Here is a 16962-nt window from a genome sequence, read left to right on the forward strand (position 1 = left end):
GGGCGGGTCGTTAGGCTCCCTCCCGTGCCGACCACCGAGCGGCCCACCACCGACCGGGCCAACACGCACGCCGTCTTCAAGGCGTACGACGTGCGTGGCACGGTTCCCGACCAGCTCGACGAGGAGCTGTGCCGGCGCACCGGAGAGGCGTTCGTGCGCCTCACCGGCGCATCCACGATCGTGGTCGGGTACGACATGCGGCCCAGCTCCCCGGCGCTCGCCGCGGCTTTCGCGGCCGGCGCGGCAGACTCCGGTGCCGACGTGCTGATGATCGGGCTCGCCTCCACCGACCAGCTGTACTTCGCCTCCGGCGACCTCGGTCAGCCCGGGGCGATGTTCACCGCGAGCCACAACCCCGCGTCGTACAACGGGATCAAGCTGTGCCGGGCCGGCGCCCAGCCGGTCGGCGCCGAGACGGGTCTGCACGAGATCCGCGACGCCGTCTCGCGACCGGAGCCGGCGGCGGCGAGCACTCCGGGCACGATCTCGCAGCGCGACGTGCTCGAGGCGTACGCCGCACATCTCCTCGCACTCGCTCCGGTCACCGGCCGGCGGCTCAAGGTCGTCGTCGATGCCGGCAACGGGATGGCGGGCCTGACCGCGCCGGTGGTGTTCGAGCGCGTCGGGGACGGCGTGGAGCTGGTGCCGTTGTACTTCGAGCTCGACGGGACGTTCCCGAACCACGAGGCCAACCCGATCGACCCCGAGAACCTCGTCGACCTCCAGAAGCGGGTCGTCGCCGAGAACGCCGACCTCGGCCTCGCCTTCGACGGCGACGCGGACCGGTGCTTCGTGGTCGACGACGTCGGCCGCGCCGTCTCACCGTCGACGCTGACCGCTCTGATCGCCGCACGCGAGCTGGTCAAGGAGCCGGGCGCGTCGGTGATCCACAACCTGATCACGAGCCGCTTCGTGCCGGAGCTGGTCACCGAGCTGGGTGGCACGCCGGTGCGTACGCGGGTCGGACACTCCTTCATCAAGGCGACGATGGCCGAGACCGACGCCGTCTTCGGCGGCGAGCACAGCGGGCACTTCTACTTCCGCGACTTCTGGCGTGCCGACTCGGGAATGCTCGCCGCGCTGCACACGCTCGGCGCCCTCGCCGCCACCGACCGCCCGCTCTCGGAACTGCTCGACGACTACCAGCGCTACGTGCTCAGCGGGGAGATCAACTCCGAGGTCGACGACCCGCCGGCGACGCTCGCGGCCGTCGAGGCGGCGTACGACGCGACGCCCGGCGCCGAGATCGACCACCTCGACGGTCTCACCGTCACCACCGACGACTGGTGGTTCAACGTGCGTCCGTCCAACACCGAGCCGCTCCTGCGCCTCAATGTCGAAGGCGCCGACGACACGACCATGGCCCGCGTCCGCGACGACGTGCTTGCCCTGATCAGAAGGTAGGTCCGATGAACCTCGACCCGAAGCTGATGGAGATCATCCGCTGCCCCGACGACCACGGCACGCTCGAGCCCGTCGGTGAGGAGCTCGTGTGCCAGACGTGCGGCCTCGCCTACCCGGTGCGCGACGACATCCCGGTGCTGCTGGTCGACGAGGCCCGCAAGCCGGCCTGATCCGGGAGTCCCCCATGGCCACCTGGTTCGACGAGTCCCGGCTGGACGACGAGGCAGCCCTGGCGACGGCCGACGTCCGCCTGCGCGAGCTCGCGGAGTCGGGCGCCCGGGTCCGCCGTGAGGCCGCGGAGTCCGAGGCCGGGGTGGCTGCCGCCGTCGCCACCGCGCGCGACGCCGCTCGACCTCGCGCGATCATCGCGGCCGGACCCGACTCGCGCCTCCTGCGTGCCGTGCTCGAGCCGTGGTGCCCGGTGCCGTTCGTTGCCTGGCCGGGTTCGGCCCTGCCTGGCTGGGCGGGTGGGCTCGACCTGGTCGTCGTCCTTGCTCCCGACGGCTCGGACCGGGCCACCGCGGGCGCCGTCGCCGAGGCCCTGCGGCGTGGTTGCCAGGTCGTGGTCGCCTCGCCCGAGGGCTCGCTGGTGTCCCGGCACGCCGAGGGCCGGTGGTCGACGATCGTGCCGACGGTCACCCGCGACCAGCTGGCCACCGCCGTCGTCGTGCTGGAGTACCTCGACCAGGTCGGTCTCGGTCCGCGGGCGGACCACGAGGATGTCGCGAAGGCGCTCGACGACGTGGCCCTCGCCTCCTCGCCCCACCGCGACCTCGCGATCAACCCCGGCAAGATGCTCGCGATCGCGCTGGCCGACACCAACCCGATCGTCTGGGGCGGTTCCAGCCTCGCCGCCCGGGCCGCCCGGCGCGTGGCCGAGACGATCCGGCGGGCGTCCGGACGGTCTGCGATCGCGGGCGACGCCGAGCACCTGCTGCCGCTGATCGAGGCCGCGCGCCCCCGGGACGTGTTCGACGACCCCTTCGCCGAGGGCACGCCGGACGCCAGGCCCGTGCTGCTGCTGTTCGACGACGGCACCGACGACCCGGTCGTCAGCGAGGACCGCGGCCGGCTCCAGGCGGCGGCCGCGTCGCACGGCGTACGGGTGGAGCAGGTGACCACGGAGGCGGCCACCGAGGTCGCCCGCTACGCGTCGCTGGTGCTCAGCGGGAGGTACGGCGCGGAGTACCTCCGCCTCGGGCTCGTCGACGACTGATCCGGGCTGAGCTCCGGGCCTGAAGCCGGACCGCGGCTCGGGCAGCCTGCTTCGTGCGCTGACTCAGTGAGCTCGGGCGGTCTACCCTGCCTTCATGCAGCACTTCTCCGGACACATTTGATTCGTGGCCGAGGGTCGCCGCGACGGCTTCGTGCCGCGCGTGCTGACCTACCACGCCTCGCGGGACCTCGTCCCGCTCTACAGCGTGTACGCACTGCTGTTCGCCGACCACGGTGTGAGCAGTGCGCAGATTTCCCTGCTCTTCATCATCTGGTCGCTGACGTCGTTCGTCTGCGAGGTGCCGTCCGGCGCCTGGGCGGACACCTTCGACCGACGGCGACTGCTCGTCCTCTCGGCCGCGATCTACGCCGTCGGCTTCGGCTCGTGGACCGTCTGGCAGAGCTTCGCCGGCTTCGCCGTCGGCTTCGTCTGCTGGGGGTTCTCGAGTGCGCTGATGTCGGGCACCTTCGAGTCCTTGGTGTACGACGAGCTGGTCGAGCGTGGCGCGCAAGAGAGCTACCCGCGCCTGATCGGCTGGGCACACTCGACCGCCATGGTCGCCAACCTCGTGGCCACCGCGTCCGCTGCGATCCTGTTCGACCTCGGCGGCTACGCCCTGGTCGGCTGGACCTCCGTCGTGATCGCCGTCGGCCAGGGTGCCCTGGCCGCGACGCTGCCGGTCTCGGCGCGGGCGCGCCGAGCCCCGCACGACGGGGACGACGGCGCGCTCGCCGGCACCGAGCGCGCGGCGTCGACGTACGTGGCGATGCTCCGCGCCGGGCTGTCGGAGTCGCGCCACCATCCCGACGTCCGCCGGGTGCTGCTGCTCGCCGCGACGATGGTGGGCCTCACGGCGTACGACGAGTACTTCCCGCTGGTGGCCCGCGACCACGGGGTCGCCACGAGCACCGTCCCGCTGCTGATCGCCGTCACGGTGCTCGGCCAGGTGATCGGCACGGCCATGGTCGGCCGGACCGCCCGGTTCGGCGGGCCGGTGGTGGGCGGCGTGCTCGGAGTGGGCGCCGTCCTGGTGTCGATCGGTGCGCTCGCCACGCCGTACCTCGGCTTCGTCGCGATCGCGGTCGGCTACGGGATGCTCAACAACGCCATGCTCGTCGGTGAGACCCGGCTCCAGGACACCATCACCGGTCCGGCCCGGGCGACCGTCACCAGCGTGCTCGGGCTGATCGAGGAAGTCGTCGCGCTCGCCGTGTACGTCGCGTTCTCGCTGGGCTCGCACGTGCTCGGTTTCCCGACCCTGGTGGCACTCCTGGGCATCCCGGCCGTGCTCGTCGCGATCGCCGTGGTCCGCTGGCTCCCGGACCGGACGCCGAGGGGCGTCGAGGATTCTTCGGTCGGCGTACCCGAGTTCTAACCTCTTCGGAACGCGGTCGCAGACCAGCGACCGGGAGAGCGGGAGGCAGCAGATGGACTTCAAGGTCGCCGACCTGGGCCTGGCCGACTTCGGCCGCACCGAGATCACCCTCGCCGAGCACGAGATGCCCGGCCTGATGGCGATGCGTGAGCGCTACGGCGAGAGCAAGCCGCTCGCCGGCGCGAAGATCGCCGGCTCCCTGCACATGACCATCCAGACCGCGGTCCTGATCGAGACCCTGGTCGCGCTCGGCGCCGAGGTGCGCTGGGCCTCGTGCAACATCTTCTCCACCCAGGACCACGCGGCAGCCGCCGTCGTCGTCGGGCCGAACGGCACCGTCGACGACCCGCAGGGCGTCCCGGTCTTCGCCTGGAAGGGCGAGACCCTGGAGGAGTACTGGTGGTGCACCCAGCAGATCCTGATCTGGCCCGCCAAGGACGGGCAGAGCCAGAAGGCCAACATGATCCTGGACGACGGCGGCGACGCCACCATGCTGGTCCACCTCGGCGTCGAGGCCGAGAAGAAGGGCGAGGCGCCCGACCCGGCGACCGCCGCCAGCCACGAGCAGAAGGTCGTCTTCGACGTCCTGGTCGCATCGCTCCAGGAGGACGTCGACCGCTGGACCCCGATCGCCGCTGAGATCCGCGGCGTCACCGAGGAGACCACGACCGGTGTCCACCGGCTCTACGAGATGATGAAGGAAGGCTCGCTGCTCTTCCCGGCCATCAACGTCAACGACTCGGTCACCAAGTCGAAGTTCGACAACAAGTACGGCTGCCGGCACAGCCTGATCGACGGCATCAACCGCGCCACCGACGTCCTGATCGGCGGCAAGGTCGCCGTCGTGTGCGGGTACGGCGATGTCGGCAAGGGCTGCGCCGAGAGCCTCCGCGGCCAGGGCGCTCGCGTGGTGATCACGGAGATCGACCCGATCTGTGCGCTCCAGGCGGCCATGGACGGCTACCAGGTCGCCACCCTCGAGGACGTCCTGGGCACCGCCGACATCGTGATCACCGCGACCGGCAACAAGGACGTCGTCACCGCCGAGCAGATGTCGCGGATGAAGCACCAGGCGATCCTGGGCAACATCGGCCACTTCGACAACGAGATCGACATGGCCGGCCTCGAGGCCTACGCCGGCGTCGAGCGGAAGAACGTCAAGCCGCAGGTCGACGTGTGGACGTTCCCCACCGGCAACTCCATCATCGTGCTCTCCGAGGGTCGGCTGATGAACCTCGGCAACGCCACCGGCCACCCGAGCTTCGTGATGTCGAACTCCTTCACCAACCAGGTGCTGGCACAGGTCGAGCTGTTCACCAAGCCGGAGGCCTACCCGGTCGGGGTCTACGTGCTGCCCAAGCACCTCGACGAGGAGGTCGCCCGCCTGCACCTGGCCGCCCTCGGCGTGAGGCTCACCGTGCTGACCGACGAGCAGGCGTCGTACCTCGGGGTCTCGGTCTCCGGGCCCTACAAGGCGGAGCAGTACCGGTACTGATCTCGGCCGCGTCACTGCCGTTCCTCAGGGATTTCCCGGTCTCGACTGGCAAGATTGCAGCCGTGACCCAGGGCGAGGACTTCCGTGCGCGTGTGCTCGTCGTCGACGACGACGCATCTTTGTCCGAGATGCTGTCGATCGTGCTGCGCCAGGAAGGCTTCGACGCCCACCTCGTGGAGCGCGGCGACGAGGCGCTGGATGCGTTCCGCGCCTACAAGCCCGACGTCGTCCTGCTCGACCTGATGCTGCCCGGCAAGGGGGGCATCGACGTGTGCAAGGAGATCCGGGCCGAGTCCGGCGTGCCGATCGTGATGCTCACCGCCAAGGGCGACACCATCGACGTCGTCGTCGGGCTGGAGTCCGGCGCGGATGACTACGTCGTGAAGCCGTTCAAGCCCAAGGAGCTGGTCGCCCGCATCCGCGCCCGGGTACGCCGCAACGACTCGCCCGGCGCGGACACGCTCACCGTCGGTCCCCTGAGCATCGACGTCGCCGGCCACTCGGTGACCCGCGACGGGCAGCCGGTCAGCCTCACCCCGCTGGAGTTCGACCTGCTGGTCTGCCTGGCCCGCAAGCCCTGGCAGGTGTTCACCCGCGAGGTGTTGCTCGAGCAGGTCTGGGGCTACCGCCACGCCGCGGATACCCGGCTGGTCAACGTCCACGTCCAGCGGCTGCGCTCGAAGGTCGAGACCGACCCGGAGAACCCCGAGATCGTGCTCACCGTGCGCGGCGTCGGCTACAAGGCCGGCACCAGCGGGCAGCAGTGAGATGACCCCGTCGTGATGGGGGGATGACCGGTGGCTGAGCGGGCCGGACGCAGCGTTCCCGAGACGCTCCGCCGCGGCCTGACCTTCTGGCGACGCTCGATCCAGGCGCGCGTCGTGGTCAGCACCGTGCTCCTCTCCACCGTGGTCGTCCTCGCCGTCGGTTGGTTCCTCCTCCGGCAGGTCCAGCAGGGCCTGCTCGACCACCGGGTCGACACCGTCGTGCGCGAGGCCGGCACCGAGAACCAGGCGGCCCAGGAGCGACTCGCGGCGGTCCCCGGCACCGATACCGACGCCAACGCCCAGGCCAACACCGTGGTCAACTCGATCTTCACCAGCGGCGAGGCACGTGGCTTCAGCGTGGTCATGGCCGGGCCGGGCGCTCCGCACACCTCCCTGGCCGAGCGCGGCACCAAGCTGACCCCCCAGCTCGACCTCGCCAGCGTGCCGCAGTCGCTGGTCGACCACTTCGACGAGTCCGGCTCACCCACGATCGCTTGGACCTACACCACCATCCGGTTCTCCAGCCGCGGCGAGGTGACCAGCTCGACCCCGGGCATCGTCGTGGGCTCGACCGTCACCATCCCGGCGGACGGGTCGAGTCGCACCGTCTACTACCTGTTCCCACTGGACGACGTCCAGCAGACGCTCGCACTGGTCGAACGCGCACTGCTGACCGCAGGTGCCCTGCTGCTCCTGCTGATCGCTGCCTTGACCTGGCTGCTCACCCGGCAGATCGTCACCCCGATCCGGCTGGCCCGCCGGGTCGCCGAGCGACTGGCCGCGGGTCAGCTCCAGGAGCGGCTCCGGGTGGTCGGCGAGGACGACCTGGCGCGCCTGGCCATCTCCTTCAACCAGATGGCGACCAACCTCCAGCGCCAGATCCGTCAGCTCGAGGAGCTGAGCCGGGTCCAGCGACGCTTCGTCTCCGACGTCTCGCACGAGCTGCGTACGCCGCTGACCACCGTCCGGCTGGCCGGTTCAGTGCTCCACGAGGCGCGCGTCGGCTTCGACCCGCCGACCCGACGGGCCGCCGAGCTGCTCCAGACCGAGCTGGACAGGTTCGAGACGCTGCTGGTCGACCTGCTCGAGATCAGTCGCTTCGACGCCGGGGCGGCCGCGCTCGACCTCGACGACGTGAACCTCACCGACGTCGTGCGCCGGGTCGTCGACAGCACCCGGGCTCTGGCCGAGCAGCGCAGTACCGAGGTGGTGGTGCGGGCGCCCGAGTCGCCCTGCGTCGCGCAGGCCGACGTACGCCGTCTCGAACGGATCGTGCGCAATCTCGTCACCAACGCCATCGACCACGCCGAGAGCAAGCAGATCGTGATCACCGTGGCGGCCGACGAACAGGCGGCCGCGATCGCGGTGCGAGACCATGGCGTCGGGCTGGCGGTGGGGGAGTCCGCCATGGTGTTCAACCGTTTCTGGCGCGCCGACCCGGCGCGAGCGCGCACCAGCGGCGGCACCGGCCTCGGCCTGGCCATCGCCATGGAGGACACCCACCTGCACGGCGGCTGGCTGCAGGCATGGGGCAAGCCGAACGAGGGTGCCCAGTTCCGCCTCACCCTGCCCCGCCATGCCAGGCACCCGCTCCGCCACAGTCCGCTCGCGCTCGTGCCCGAGGACGCCGCGGAGGTGGTGGCATGAGCCGACCCGGGTTCCGGCTCACGTCGTGGACGACCGGAGCGGTCGTCGTGGCCGCCGGTGCGTGCCTGACGGCCTGCGTCCAGGTCCCCGACGCGGGGCCGGTCGTCCAGGCCAGGGAGCCGGTCCAGACCGCTCCGATCGACAACCCCTATAACAACCCGCCGCCGCCCACGCCCGGCGCGAGCGCGTCCCGCATCGTCACCGGCTTCCTCGATGCGATGACCGCGACCCCGCTGCAGACCCGGGTCGCCAGGAAGTACCTGACCAACGCCGGCCAGTCCGTCTGGGAGCCCGAGCAGGGCGTCGTCGCCTACAGCGGACTCAGGCCGCCGCACGGGACGACCACCGTACGTACCCGGCTGCGCGGTGCCGACCGGATCGGCCCGGCAGGTCAGTGGCTGGGACCCGTCAGCCGCGCCGCCTCACGGCTGACCTTCCCGATGCGCAAGGAGAACGGTGAGTGGCGCATCGCCTCGGCTCCGAACGCGCTGCTCGTGCCGCGCACGTTCTACGAGCAGTCGTTCCAGGACGCCTCTCTCTACTTCTTCGACCCGACCGGCAGGATCCTCGTTCCCGAGGTGGTGCACATGCCGCAGGGGCAGCAGCTCATCACCGCGTTGGTCCACGGACTGCTGCTCGGTCCGCGACCCTCGCTCACCGGCGTGGTGCGGACCTTCGTGCCGCCCGGCCTGGACGTGGACCCGCTCGTGGTCAGGAACGGCACCGCCGCGGTGATCCTGAGCGGCCCGGATCCCGGACTGCTCAGTGCCACCACGACACGGCTGATGCTGAGCCAGCTCGCGTGGACCCTGCGTCAGGACCCGTCCGTCTCGACGTTCACCCTGACCATCGCCGGGCGCACGATCACCGACAGCACCGGCGCGTCGAAGTTCTCCGTCAACGGCAGCGCGTTCAACGACTACGACCCGGCCGCGGCGCGCGCCAGCTCCCAGGTCTACGCCCTCCGGCGGGGGCGCCTCGTCTCCGGGCCGGTCACGAAGCTGACCAGTGTGAACGGGCCGTTCGGGACGAAGCGGACCGGGATCGGGCCGTTCGCGGTCAGCCTGGACAGCACGCAGCTCGCGGGGGTGACGCCGACGTCGCTGCTCGTGGGTGGCATCGTGCTGGGCTCGAGCGAGCCCGAGACGGTCCTCGACGGTCCCGGTCTGCTGCGACCGTCGTGGGACTTCGCCCACCGGTTGTGGGAGATCCGCAACGACCCGGAGGATGGCGCCGCCGTCCTGTACGTCGCGAAGGGCCACCAGCACACGCTCCGAGTACGCGGGATCACCGGCGAGAACGTCCGTCGGTTCATCGTCTCCCGCGACGGCTCGCGGATCATCGCCGTCCTGCGCGGGGCCGAGCGTGACAACATCGTGGCGAGCCGCATCCGGTACGACGCCAGCGGTCGCGCCATCGGCGCCAGTCGCGCCAAGCCCATCCAGTGGGTGTCATCGGGGACGACCCGCATCCGTGACATCGGCTGGACCTCCCCGACCACCATCGCGGTGCTCGACCAGCTGTCGGTCTCCCAGGCGGAGGTGCGCATCCTCAACGTGGACGGGTCGACCAGGGCCGACCAGGCCTCGCCCACCCTGATCAGCGGACGGGTCCGCGCGCTGGTCGGCTCGCCGGACCAGCCGCCGTTCGCCGTGCTGCCGACCGGACTCCAGGCCCTCTCGCAGGGCGAGTCCCAGATCGTGCCGAACCGTCAGATCCCGACCGAGGACCTGCACCACCTCACGTACGCCGGATGACCTGATCCACAGGGCGCGCCGTACCGCTTGCCCGTGATCGGCGGCAGTGGTCGGCTCGGCGCGTGCTCGACTCCTTCCGCGACCTGGTGCTCGGCAGCACCTGTGTCGGGTGTGCCCGCCCCGGCCGCCTCCTGTGTACGACGTGCGCCGACGCGTTGGACCCCCACCCGGCCCCCGCGTGGCCGACGCCGCGCCCACCCGGGCTGACCGACCCCTGGGCCGCCACCGCGTACGACGGGACCGTCCGGGCCATGATCCTGGGCCACAAGGAGCGCCGGCTGCTCGGCCTGGCCGGGCCGCTGGGCGAGCTGCTCGCGACCGCGGCAGACGCCGCACTCGCCGACCTGCTGCCCGTGGCAGACGACCGAGTGCCGCTGCTCCTCGTCCCGGTGCCGTCGCGGCCGAGCACCATCCGGCAGCGCGGGCACGAGCCGACGACCAGTCTGGTGCGGGTCGCTGCCGCCCGCCTCACCGCGCTCGGACACCCGGCGCGTTGGGCGCCGCTGTTGCGGACCCGCCCCGGTCTCGCCGACCAGTCCGGGCTGGGCGCGGGCGCTCGCGCGGTCAACCTGGCCGGCGCCTTCCGCGTCCACGCTCCGGCGGTCCGGCGTCTCGCGCAGGGCGGGCATGCCTTCCACGCCCTGGTGTGCGACGACGTGCTCACCACGGGCGCGACGGCCGCGGAGGCGCAGCGGGCGTTGCGGTCGGTCGGGCTCCCGCCGCTGGCGGCGGTGGCGGTGGCGGCCACGCGGCGACGTACTCCCGTGGAGTGAGGTGCGGCCAGGATCGGGGTGTCCTCCTGCCGGATTCCGGTTCCGCGATCACCGGGCACGGACTAGCGTCTGATCATGGAGTCCGTCCGGGTCCGTGGTTGCGTCGTCCAGGCGCCCCGGGTTCCCGGGGCGTCGGGTCGGCTAGCCGATGCCAGTCGCAGGCGAAACGGCCCACGTAAGGCGCTCACCCGCTGCGGCCCTCTCACCGGGGTCGTCCGCGGGGGTGCGCCGATCACGGTGCGGCTTAGTCGTAAGTCCTGCCTCGCAGCCCTCGTCGTACACGAGGTCCTGCGGGAGAAGGGCAGTAGTGGCACGCAAGCCGCGACCCCCTCAGCAGGCGGGTGTGGGGACGAAGACCAGGTCGGCCGGACGGGCTCCTCCTCGGCGAGGGAGGAAACGGCCTCGTAACCCGCAAGCCCAGATCAGGAGGATTCATGGACGTGGTGGTCACCGGACGGCACTGTGAGCTGTCGGAACGCTTCCGAGACCATGTGGCCGACAAGCTCGGCCGACTCGAGAAGCACGACCACCGGATCATGCGGGTGCAGGTCGAGGTCGAGAAGGAACGCAACCCGCGCCAGGCCGACCGGGCCGTCCGCATCGAGCTGACGGCGTACTCCAAGGGGCCGGTGATCCGGGCCGAGGCCGCCGCCGTCGACAAGATGGGCGCGCTGGACCTCGCGGTCAACAAGATGGCCGCCCAGATGCGCCGGGCCAACGACCGCAAGGTCCGCGCCTACCGGAACCGCTTGTCGACCGGCGAGCTGCCGACGGTGACCGAGGCCGAGGCGGCCGAGGACGACGCCGTCCCGCAGCGCAAGGTCGCCTCGATGACCGTGACCGGCGACGGCCCCCCGGTGGTGCGCGAGAAGGTGCACGCCGCACGCCCGATGACCCTCGACCAGGCGTTGTACGAGATGGAGCTGGTCGGTCACGACTTCTACCTGTTCGTCGACCAGGACACCCAACGGCCGGCCGTGGTCTACCGCCGGAGGGGCTATGACTACGGGGTCATCGCGCTCGACCTGAACGGCACCGGCTGATCATGAGCAGATGACCCGAACGGGCCACGAGATCGGGGCCGACCATGACCATTTCTGCCCATCCCCCTGCGTGGTCGTGACATGCTAGGCGCGTGTCTCTCCCCCCAGGCGCTGGTACGGAGCCGATCCGGGTCATCATCGTCGACGACCAGGAGCTGTTCCGGCGCGGGCTGACGATGCTCATGGACGCCGAGCCCGGCCTCGACGTGGTGGGGGAGGCGGGTGACGGACAGACCGGGATCGAGCTCGCGAGCCGTGTCGCCCCGGATGTCGTGCTGCTCGACGTACGGATGCCGAAGATCTCCGGCATCGAGGCCTGTGTGGCGATCAAGGAGGCCGTGCCGGCCGCCAAGATCCTGATGCTCACGGTCTCCGACGAGGAGTCCGACCTGTACGAGGCCGTCAAGAGCGGAGCCAACGGCTACCTGCTCAAGGACTCCTCGATCGAGGAGGTCGCGCAGGCGGTCCGCGTCGTGGCCGACGGCCAGTCGCTGATCAGCCCGTCGATGGCGGTCAAGCTGATCGACGAGTTCAAGCAGATGTCCCAGCCCGACCGCGGCCCGGTCTCGACGTTCCGGCTCACCGAGCGCGAGCTCGAGGTGCTCCGCCTGGTGGCGCAGGGGCTGAACAACAAGGACATCGCCAAGAAGCTCTTCATCAGCGAGAACACCGTGAAGAACCACGTGCGCAACCTGCTGGAGAAGCTGCAGCTCCACTCCCGCATGGAGGCCGTGCTGTACGCCGTGCGGGAGAAGATCGTCGAGCTCCCGTAGGCGCTCCTACTTCCGCTTCACGACCTCGAACGTCGCCATCATGCCGTCGTCCTCGTGGTCGAGCATGTGGCAGTGGATCATGAACTTCCCGGTGTAGTCGGTGAACCTCGCGGCGACCACGACGGTCTCGCCGGGATCCAGGCGCCAGGTGTCCTCGTAGCCCCGCTCCCACGGGGGCGGTGCGTGGCCGTCGCGCTCCAGCGTCCGCCAGAGCTCCTCGTGCAGGTGCACGTAGTGGGTGAAGGGGCTGGTGTTGACCAGCTTCCAACGCTCGGTCGACCCGAGCACCACCTTGTGGTCGACCCGCTTCGGGTCGAAGCGCTTGCCGTTGATCGACCAGTAGGAGCCGTGGCGGTCCTTGCTGAGCCCGAACCTCCAGACCTTGGCGGTCTTCCTCGGGACCTTGAAGTGCTGGATGGTGGCCAGCTCGAACGGGACCCTGGCCTTCGGGGCGGCCTTCCCGTGCACCCGGAACTGCATGAGCGCGGCTTCACGGCTGCCGGTGCCCTTCGTCGAGCCGTCGGTGCGCGGGATCGAGGACAGCAGCACCTTCGTGCTGGCCAGCCCGCGGAAGTCGACGACGACGTCGGCCCGCTGCGCGGGACCGAGCAGGATGTCCGGCCTCAGCACCGGGTGGGGCAGCAACCCGGACCCGGTGCCGATCTGGGTGAACGGCCTGCCGTCGGAGAGTGCGAAGTCGTAGCTGGAGAACAGCGACGAGTTCAGGATCTGCAGCCGGTACAGCCCGGGCCGCACCTTCTTGTACGGCGCGAACCGCCCGTTGACCAGCACCTGCTGCCCGACGGTCTCCATGCCGGGTGCGGCCGCCCTCGCCATCCCCGACATCGACGGGTCGTTGGCCATCTGCCGAGCCATCCGCCGGAACGGGTTGCGGAGCCGGTTGTGCTTGCGGAAGCTGCGGTCGGTGATCGCCAGCGGGATGTCGTACCTCCCCTTCGGCAGCCCCAGCCGGTCCTCGCGCGGGTCGGTGGTCAGGAACATCCCCTGCAGCCCGAACCAGTTGTTCCGCGCCGTCTTGTCCATCCGGTGGTCGTGGTAGAAGCGCAGCGCCGCCGGCAGCGGCGTACCGGCGTCGCGGAGCGGGTAGTCGTAGGTGCGCTTCTTGCCGTGCCGGATCAGGTACGCCGCGGGCTGGCCGTCGTACTTCGACCTCTGATGTCCGGCGTGCTCGTGGATGGTGACCGCGCCGTCCTTGCGCGGGAGCTTGTTGACGAAGGTGACCTGCGTGTCCTGGCCGGTGCGACGCACGATCGTCGGCCCGGGGAAGGAGCCGCCGAACGTCAGCATCGGGGTCCGGGGTCCGTGGGGGAGGACCCGCACCTTGGCCTTCCGCATCACGATCGTGATGTGCTTGCCGTGCAGCCGCGGAGGCTGGACGAGCGGCTGCTGGAACTTCGGGACGTTGGTGATCTGGCCGTCCGGCGGGCCGTCGATGACCAGCGTCCCCTTCATCTGGCCGTGGAACTTGCAGACGTAGGTGTAGGTGCCGCCGCCGAGCGTCGAGATCGGCACGCTCTTGGTGGCGCCGGGCTTGACCACCACATCGAACAGCGGCTTGCCGTTGGGGCCGATCGCGTTCGAGGTGATGCTGTGGGTGAACGTCGCGTCATCGTTGACGATGATCAGGGTTCCGCCCTTGGCAACGGTGGTGATCTTCGGGCTGAACCCCTGCCTGATGCCGACGATGTGGATGGTCGCCGCGCTCGGCGCGGTCGTCTTCGCGGTCGCGCTGTCGGCCGCTGCCTCGAGGGCGGCACCGGAGCGGCCCTGGCCCATCAGCACGACCGCGGTGCCGGCCAGTGCCAGCGCCGCCGTGGTCGCCGTGACCCGACCGATCAGACGACTCCCCCACACGTCCCCCCTGTGCATCCTGGAATTCTGTGGGGAGCCGGACCGGTGGGCCAGCCGATTTGGCCCTGGCGGCCGAAAATCATCCTTGCGGACGACACCTCGTCCGTCCGGCGTACGAGGTCTGTCCCCGGCTCCCGCTAGGTTCGCGTCCGTGCGTTCCCCGACCCTGCACTCGGCCACCCGCGCGTCGCTCTCGCGGGCCCAGGCGCGTCGCGTCGCGCTGGCGGCCCAGGGCTTTCTCGACCCTCGACACACCCCGCCGACGATGCGAACGCTCGCGCGCACCCTGGACCGCACCGGTGTGCTCCAGGTCGACTCCGTGAACGTGCTGCAGCGGGCCCACTACATGCCGCTCTACGCACGCATGGGTCCCTACGACGTCGACCTCGTACGCCGCGCGTCTGAGGGCCGGCCACGCCGGATGGTGGAGTACTGGGCCCACGTCCAGGCGTTCATGCCGGTCGACCTGTGGCCGGTGATGCGGCACCGGATGGCGCGCTACCGCGACGGCCGCCACAAGTGGTGGGGCAGCGTCATCACCGAGGAGCTCACCGACAGCCTGCTCGCGGAGATCGCCGATCGCGGAGCATCGACCGCCCGCGACCTCGACGACGGCCTGCCGCGGAAGAAGGTGGACTGGGGGTGGAACTGGTCGACCAGCCGACGCGCCCTCGACTACATGTTCATGGTGGGCGACGTCGCGATCGCGGGTCGCAACAGCCAGTTCGAGATCCGCTACGACCTCCCCGAGCGGGTCATCCCCCGCGAGCACCTCGAGAGGCCGGCGCCCACCGAGGCCGAGGCGAACAAGGAGCTGATTCGCCGGGCCGCCCGCTCACACGGCGTCGCCACCGCGCGCGACCTGGCCGACTACTACCGGATGCGGCTCCAGCCCAAGGCCGGCCTGCACGCGGCCCAGGACGCGATCAACGAGCTCGTCGAGGAGGGCGAGCTGCTGCCGGTCACGGTCGAGGGCGTCAGGCGCCAGGCGTACCTCCACCGCGACGCCCGCGTTCCCCGTCGCGTCGGGGCCCGCACCCTGCTGAGCCCGTTCGACCCCGTGGTGTGGGAGCGCGAGCGCACCGAGGCGCTGTTCGACTTCTTCTACCGGATCGAGATCTACACCCCGGTCGAGAAACGCATCCACGGCTACTACGTCCTGCCGTTCCTGCTCGGCGACCAGATCGTCGGCCGGGTCGACCTCAAGGCCGATCGGAAGACCGGGCTCCTGCTGGTCAAGGGCGCGTACGCCGAGCCCGGCGCGCCCGCCGAGACCGCGGAGGAGCTGGCGGTCGAGCTCGAGCGGCTCGCCGACTGGCTGGGCCTGCACACGGTGGTCGTCGAGCCGCGGGGCGACCTGGCTCCGGCGCTCTCCTCGCTGGTCGCCTGACGCCCCGGCGAGGAATCGGCCGGGTTCGGCCCGCTGGGTAGAGTTGACGCGTTCATCCGACGCACACGAATCGGGGAGTCACCCGTGCCTGCCATCATCGACAAGCTGCTCCGCATCGGCGAGGGCAAGATCCTGCGCCAGCTGGACGCGGTCTCTCGAGCGGTCAACGCCATCGAGGACGACTTCGTCGCGATGAGCGACGCCGACCTGCAGGCGCAGACCGCCGAGTTCAAGGAGCGGCTCGCGGCGGGCGAGACCCTCGACGACCTGATGCCCGAGGCGTTCGCGACCGTGCGCGAGGCGGCCAAGCGGGTGATCGGTCAGCGGCACTACGACGTGCAGATCATGGGCGGCGCGGCGCTCCACCTCGGCAACATCGCGGAGATGAAGACCGGTGAGGGCAAGACCCTGGTCGCGACCCTGCCGTCGTACCTCAACGCGCTGGCCGGCAACGGCGTGCACATCGTCACCGTCAACGACTACCTCGCGAAGTACCACGCGGAGTGGATGGGCCGCATCCACCACTTCCTCGGCCTCTCGACCGGCGTGATCCTGCCGTCGATGAAGCCCGACGAGCGCCGCGAGGCCTACAACTGCGACGTCACCTACGGCACCAACAACGAGCTCGGCTTCGACTATCTGCGCGACAACATGGCCAGCTCGCTGGAGGAGTGCGTGCAGCGCGGCCACGCATTCGCGATCGTTGACGAGGTCGACTCGATCCTGATCGACGAGGCGCGCACGCCGCTGATCATCAGCGGTCCGACCCAGGACGAGGTGCGCTGGTACGACGAGTTCGCCAAGGTCTCCCGCGGCCTGGTCAAGGACGTCGACTACGAGGTCGACGAGAAGAAGCGCACGATCTCGGTGCTCGAGCCCGGCATCACCAAGGTCGAGGACCACCTCGGGATCGAGAACCTCTACGAGTCGGCGAACACCCCGCTGATCTCCTTCCTGAACAACTCGATCAAGGCCAAGGAGCTGTTCCGCAACGACAAGGAGTACGTCGTCATGGACGGCGAGGTCCTGATCGTCGACGAGCACACCGGCCGGATGCTGGCCGGCCGCCGCTACAACGACGGCTTGCACCAGGCGATCGAAGCCAAGGAGGGGGTCGAGGTCCGTGAGGAGTACCAGACCCTCGCCACGGTGACGCTGCAGAACTACTTCCGCCTCTATGAGAAGCTCTCCGGGATGACCGGCACGGCGATGACCGAGGCCAGCGAGTTCGACAAGATCTACAAGCTCGGGGTCGTCCCGATCCCGACCAACCTCCCCATGGTGCGTGCCGACCAGCCCGACCTCGTCTACCGCACCGAGGAGGCGAAGTACGACGCGGTGGTGGACGACATCGCCGACCGGTTCGGCAAGGGCCAGCCCGTGCTGGTGGGCACCGTGTCGGTCGAGAAGTCCGAGCACCTGTCGAAGAAGCTGCGCCAGCGCGGCATCC

At 70.3% G+C, this 16962-nt stretch carries 14 protein-coding genes; 13 read left to right on the plus strand and 1 reads right to left on the minus strand.

The genetic code is table 11. From position 1 onward, the window contains the following. The first annotated feature begins 24 nt into the window (after nt 1–24). The 11 genes from VGJ24_RS04015 (at nt 25) to VGJ24_RS04065 (ending at nt 12250) form a co-directional block, all read left to right on the plus strand. A complete protein-coding gene (locus tag VGJ24_RS04015) occupies nt 25–1404 on the plus strand; it encodes a phosphomannomutase/phosphoglucomutase (RefSeq protein WP_331499204.1) in 1380 nt (459 codons plus the stop codon). Between the two features lie 5 nt (nt 1405–1409). After that, on the plus strand, nt 1410–1574 hold the full coding sequence (locus VGJ24_RS04020) for a Trm112 family protein (protein WP_331499205.1): 165 nt from the start codon (nt 1410–1412) through the stop codon (nt 1572–1574). Nucleotides 1575–1588: 14 nt separating this feature from the next. Beyond that, complete coding sequence (locus VGJ24_RS04025) at nt 1589–2620, plus strand: SIS domain-containing protein (protein ID WP_331499206.1); 1032 nt, start codon at nt 1589–1591, stop codon at nt 2618–2620. 124 nt (nt 2621–2744) lie between these two features. Beyond that, nucleotides 2745–3995, plus strand: a complete 1251-nt coding sequence (locus tag VGJ24_RS04030) for an MFS transporter (protein ID WP_331499207.1) — start codon at nt 2745–2747, stop codon at nt 3993–3995. Nucleotides 3996–4047: 52 nt separating this feature from the next. Further along, on the plus strand, nt 4048–5490 hold the full coding sequence (gene ahcY, locus VGJ24_RS04035) for an adenosylhomocysteinase (protein ID WP_331499208.1): 1443 nt from the start codon (nt 4048–4050) through the stop codon (nt 5488–5490). A 62-nt stretch (nt 5491–5552) separates the two neighbouring features. After that, entirely contained in the window at nt 5553–6257 is a 705-nt protein-coding gene (gene mtrA / locus VGJ24_RS04040) for an MtrAB system response regulator MtrA (RefSeq protein ID WP_331499209.1), read from the plus strand. A gap of 30 nt (nt 6258–6287) precedes the next feature. Then, entirely contained in the window at nt 6288–7904 is a 1617-nt protein-coding gene (gene mtrB / locus VGJ24_RS04045) for an MtrAB system histidine kinase MtrB (protein WP_331499210.1), read from the plus strand. Next, on the plus strand, nt 7901–9661 hold the full coding sequence (locus VGJ24_RS04050; RefSeq protein ID WP_331499211.1) for an LpqB family beta-propeller domain-containing protein: 1761 nt from the start codon (nt 7901–7903) through the stop codon (nt 9659–9661). Before mtrB ends, VGJ24_RS04050 begins: the two co-directional genes overlap by 4 nt. A gap of 62 nt (nt 9662–9723) precedes the next feature. Next, entirely contained in the window at nt 9724–10434 is a 711-nt protein-coding gene (locus tag VGJ24_RS04055; RefSeq protein ID WP_331499212.1) for a ComF family protein, read from the plus strand. Nucleotides 10435–10868: 434 nt separating this feature from the next. Next, nucleotides 10869–11477: a ribosome hibernation-promoting factor, HPF/YfiA family gene (gene hpf / locus VGJ24_RS04060; RefSeq protein ID WP_331499213.1), complete on the plus strand. Its 609-nt coding sequence runs from the start codon at nt 10869–10871 to the stop codon at nt 11475–11477. Between the two features lie 92 nt (nt 11478–11569). Next, on the plus strand, nt 11570–12250 hold the full coding sequence (locus tag VGJ24_RS04065; protein WP_331499214.1) for a response regulator transcription factor: 681 nt from the start codon (nt 11570–11572) through the stop codon (nt 12248–12250). A 6-nt stretch (nt 12251–12256) separates the two neighbouring features. Here VGJ24_RS04065 and VGJ24_RS04070 read toward each other — a convergent pair whose 3' ends face one another. Further along, nucleotides 12257–14140, minus strand: a complete 1884-nt coding sequence (locus VGJ24_RS04070; protein WP_331499215.1) for a multicopper oxidase domain-containing protein — start codon at nt 14138–14140, stop codon at nt 12257–12259. 133 nt (nt 14141–14273) lie between these two features. Here VGJ24_RS04070 and VGJ24_RS04075 point away from each other — a divergent pair, with 133 nt between their 5' ends. Beyond that, on the plus strand, nt 14274–15512 hold the full coding sequence (locus tag VGJ24_RS04075; protein WP_331499216.1) for a winged helix-turn-helix domain-containing protein: 1239 nt from the start codon (nt 14274–14276) through the stop codon (nt 15510–15512). 84 nt (nt 15513–15596) lie between these two features. Continuing rightward, a partial coding sequence (locus VGJ24_RS04080) for a DEAD/DEAH box helicase (protein WP_331499217.1) occupies nt 15597–16962 on the plus strand: 1366 nt, incomplete at its 3' end.

This window comes from Nocardioides sp. (genome assembly GCF_036493135.1).
Taxonomy (GTDB): Bacteria; Actinomycetota; Actinomycetes; order Propionibacteriales; family Nocardioidaceae; genus Nocardioides.

Bases quoted from the DNA above. Each gene is read 5' to 3' on its own strand.
- VGJ24_RS04020 (WP_331499205.1), top strand. From the start codon at position 1,410: ATGAACCTCGACCCGAAGCTGATGGAGATCATCCGCTGCCCCGACGAC.
- VGJ24_RS04025 (WP_331499206.1), top strand. From the start codon at position 1,589: ATGGCCACCTGGTTCGACGAGTCCCGGCTGGACGACGAGGCAGCCCTG.
- ahcY (WP_331499208.1), top strand. From the start codon at position 4,048: ATGGACTTCAAGGTCGCCGACCTGGGCCTGGCCGACTTCGGCCGCACC.
- VGJ24_RS04050 (WP_331499211.1), top strand. From the start codon at position 7,901: ATGAGCCGACCCGGGTTCCGGCTCACGTCGTGGACGACCGGAGCGGTC.
- hpf (WP_331499213.1), top strand. From the start codon at position 10,869: ATGGACGTGGTGGTCACCGGACGGCACTGTGAGCTGTCGGAACGCTTC.
- VGJ24_RS04070 (WP_331499215.1), bottom strand. From the start codon at position 14,140: ATGCACAGGGGGGACGTGTGGGGGAGTCGTCTGATCGGTCGGGTCACG.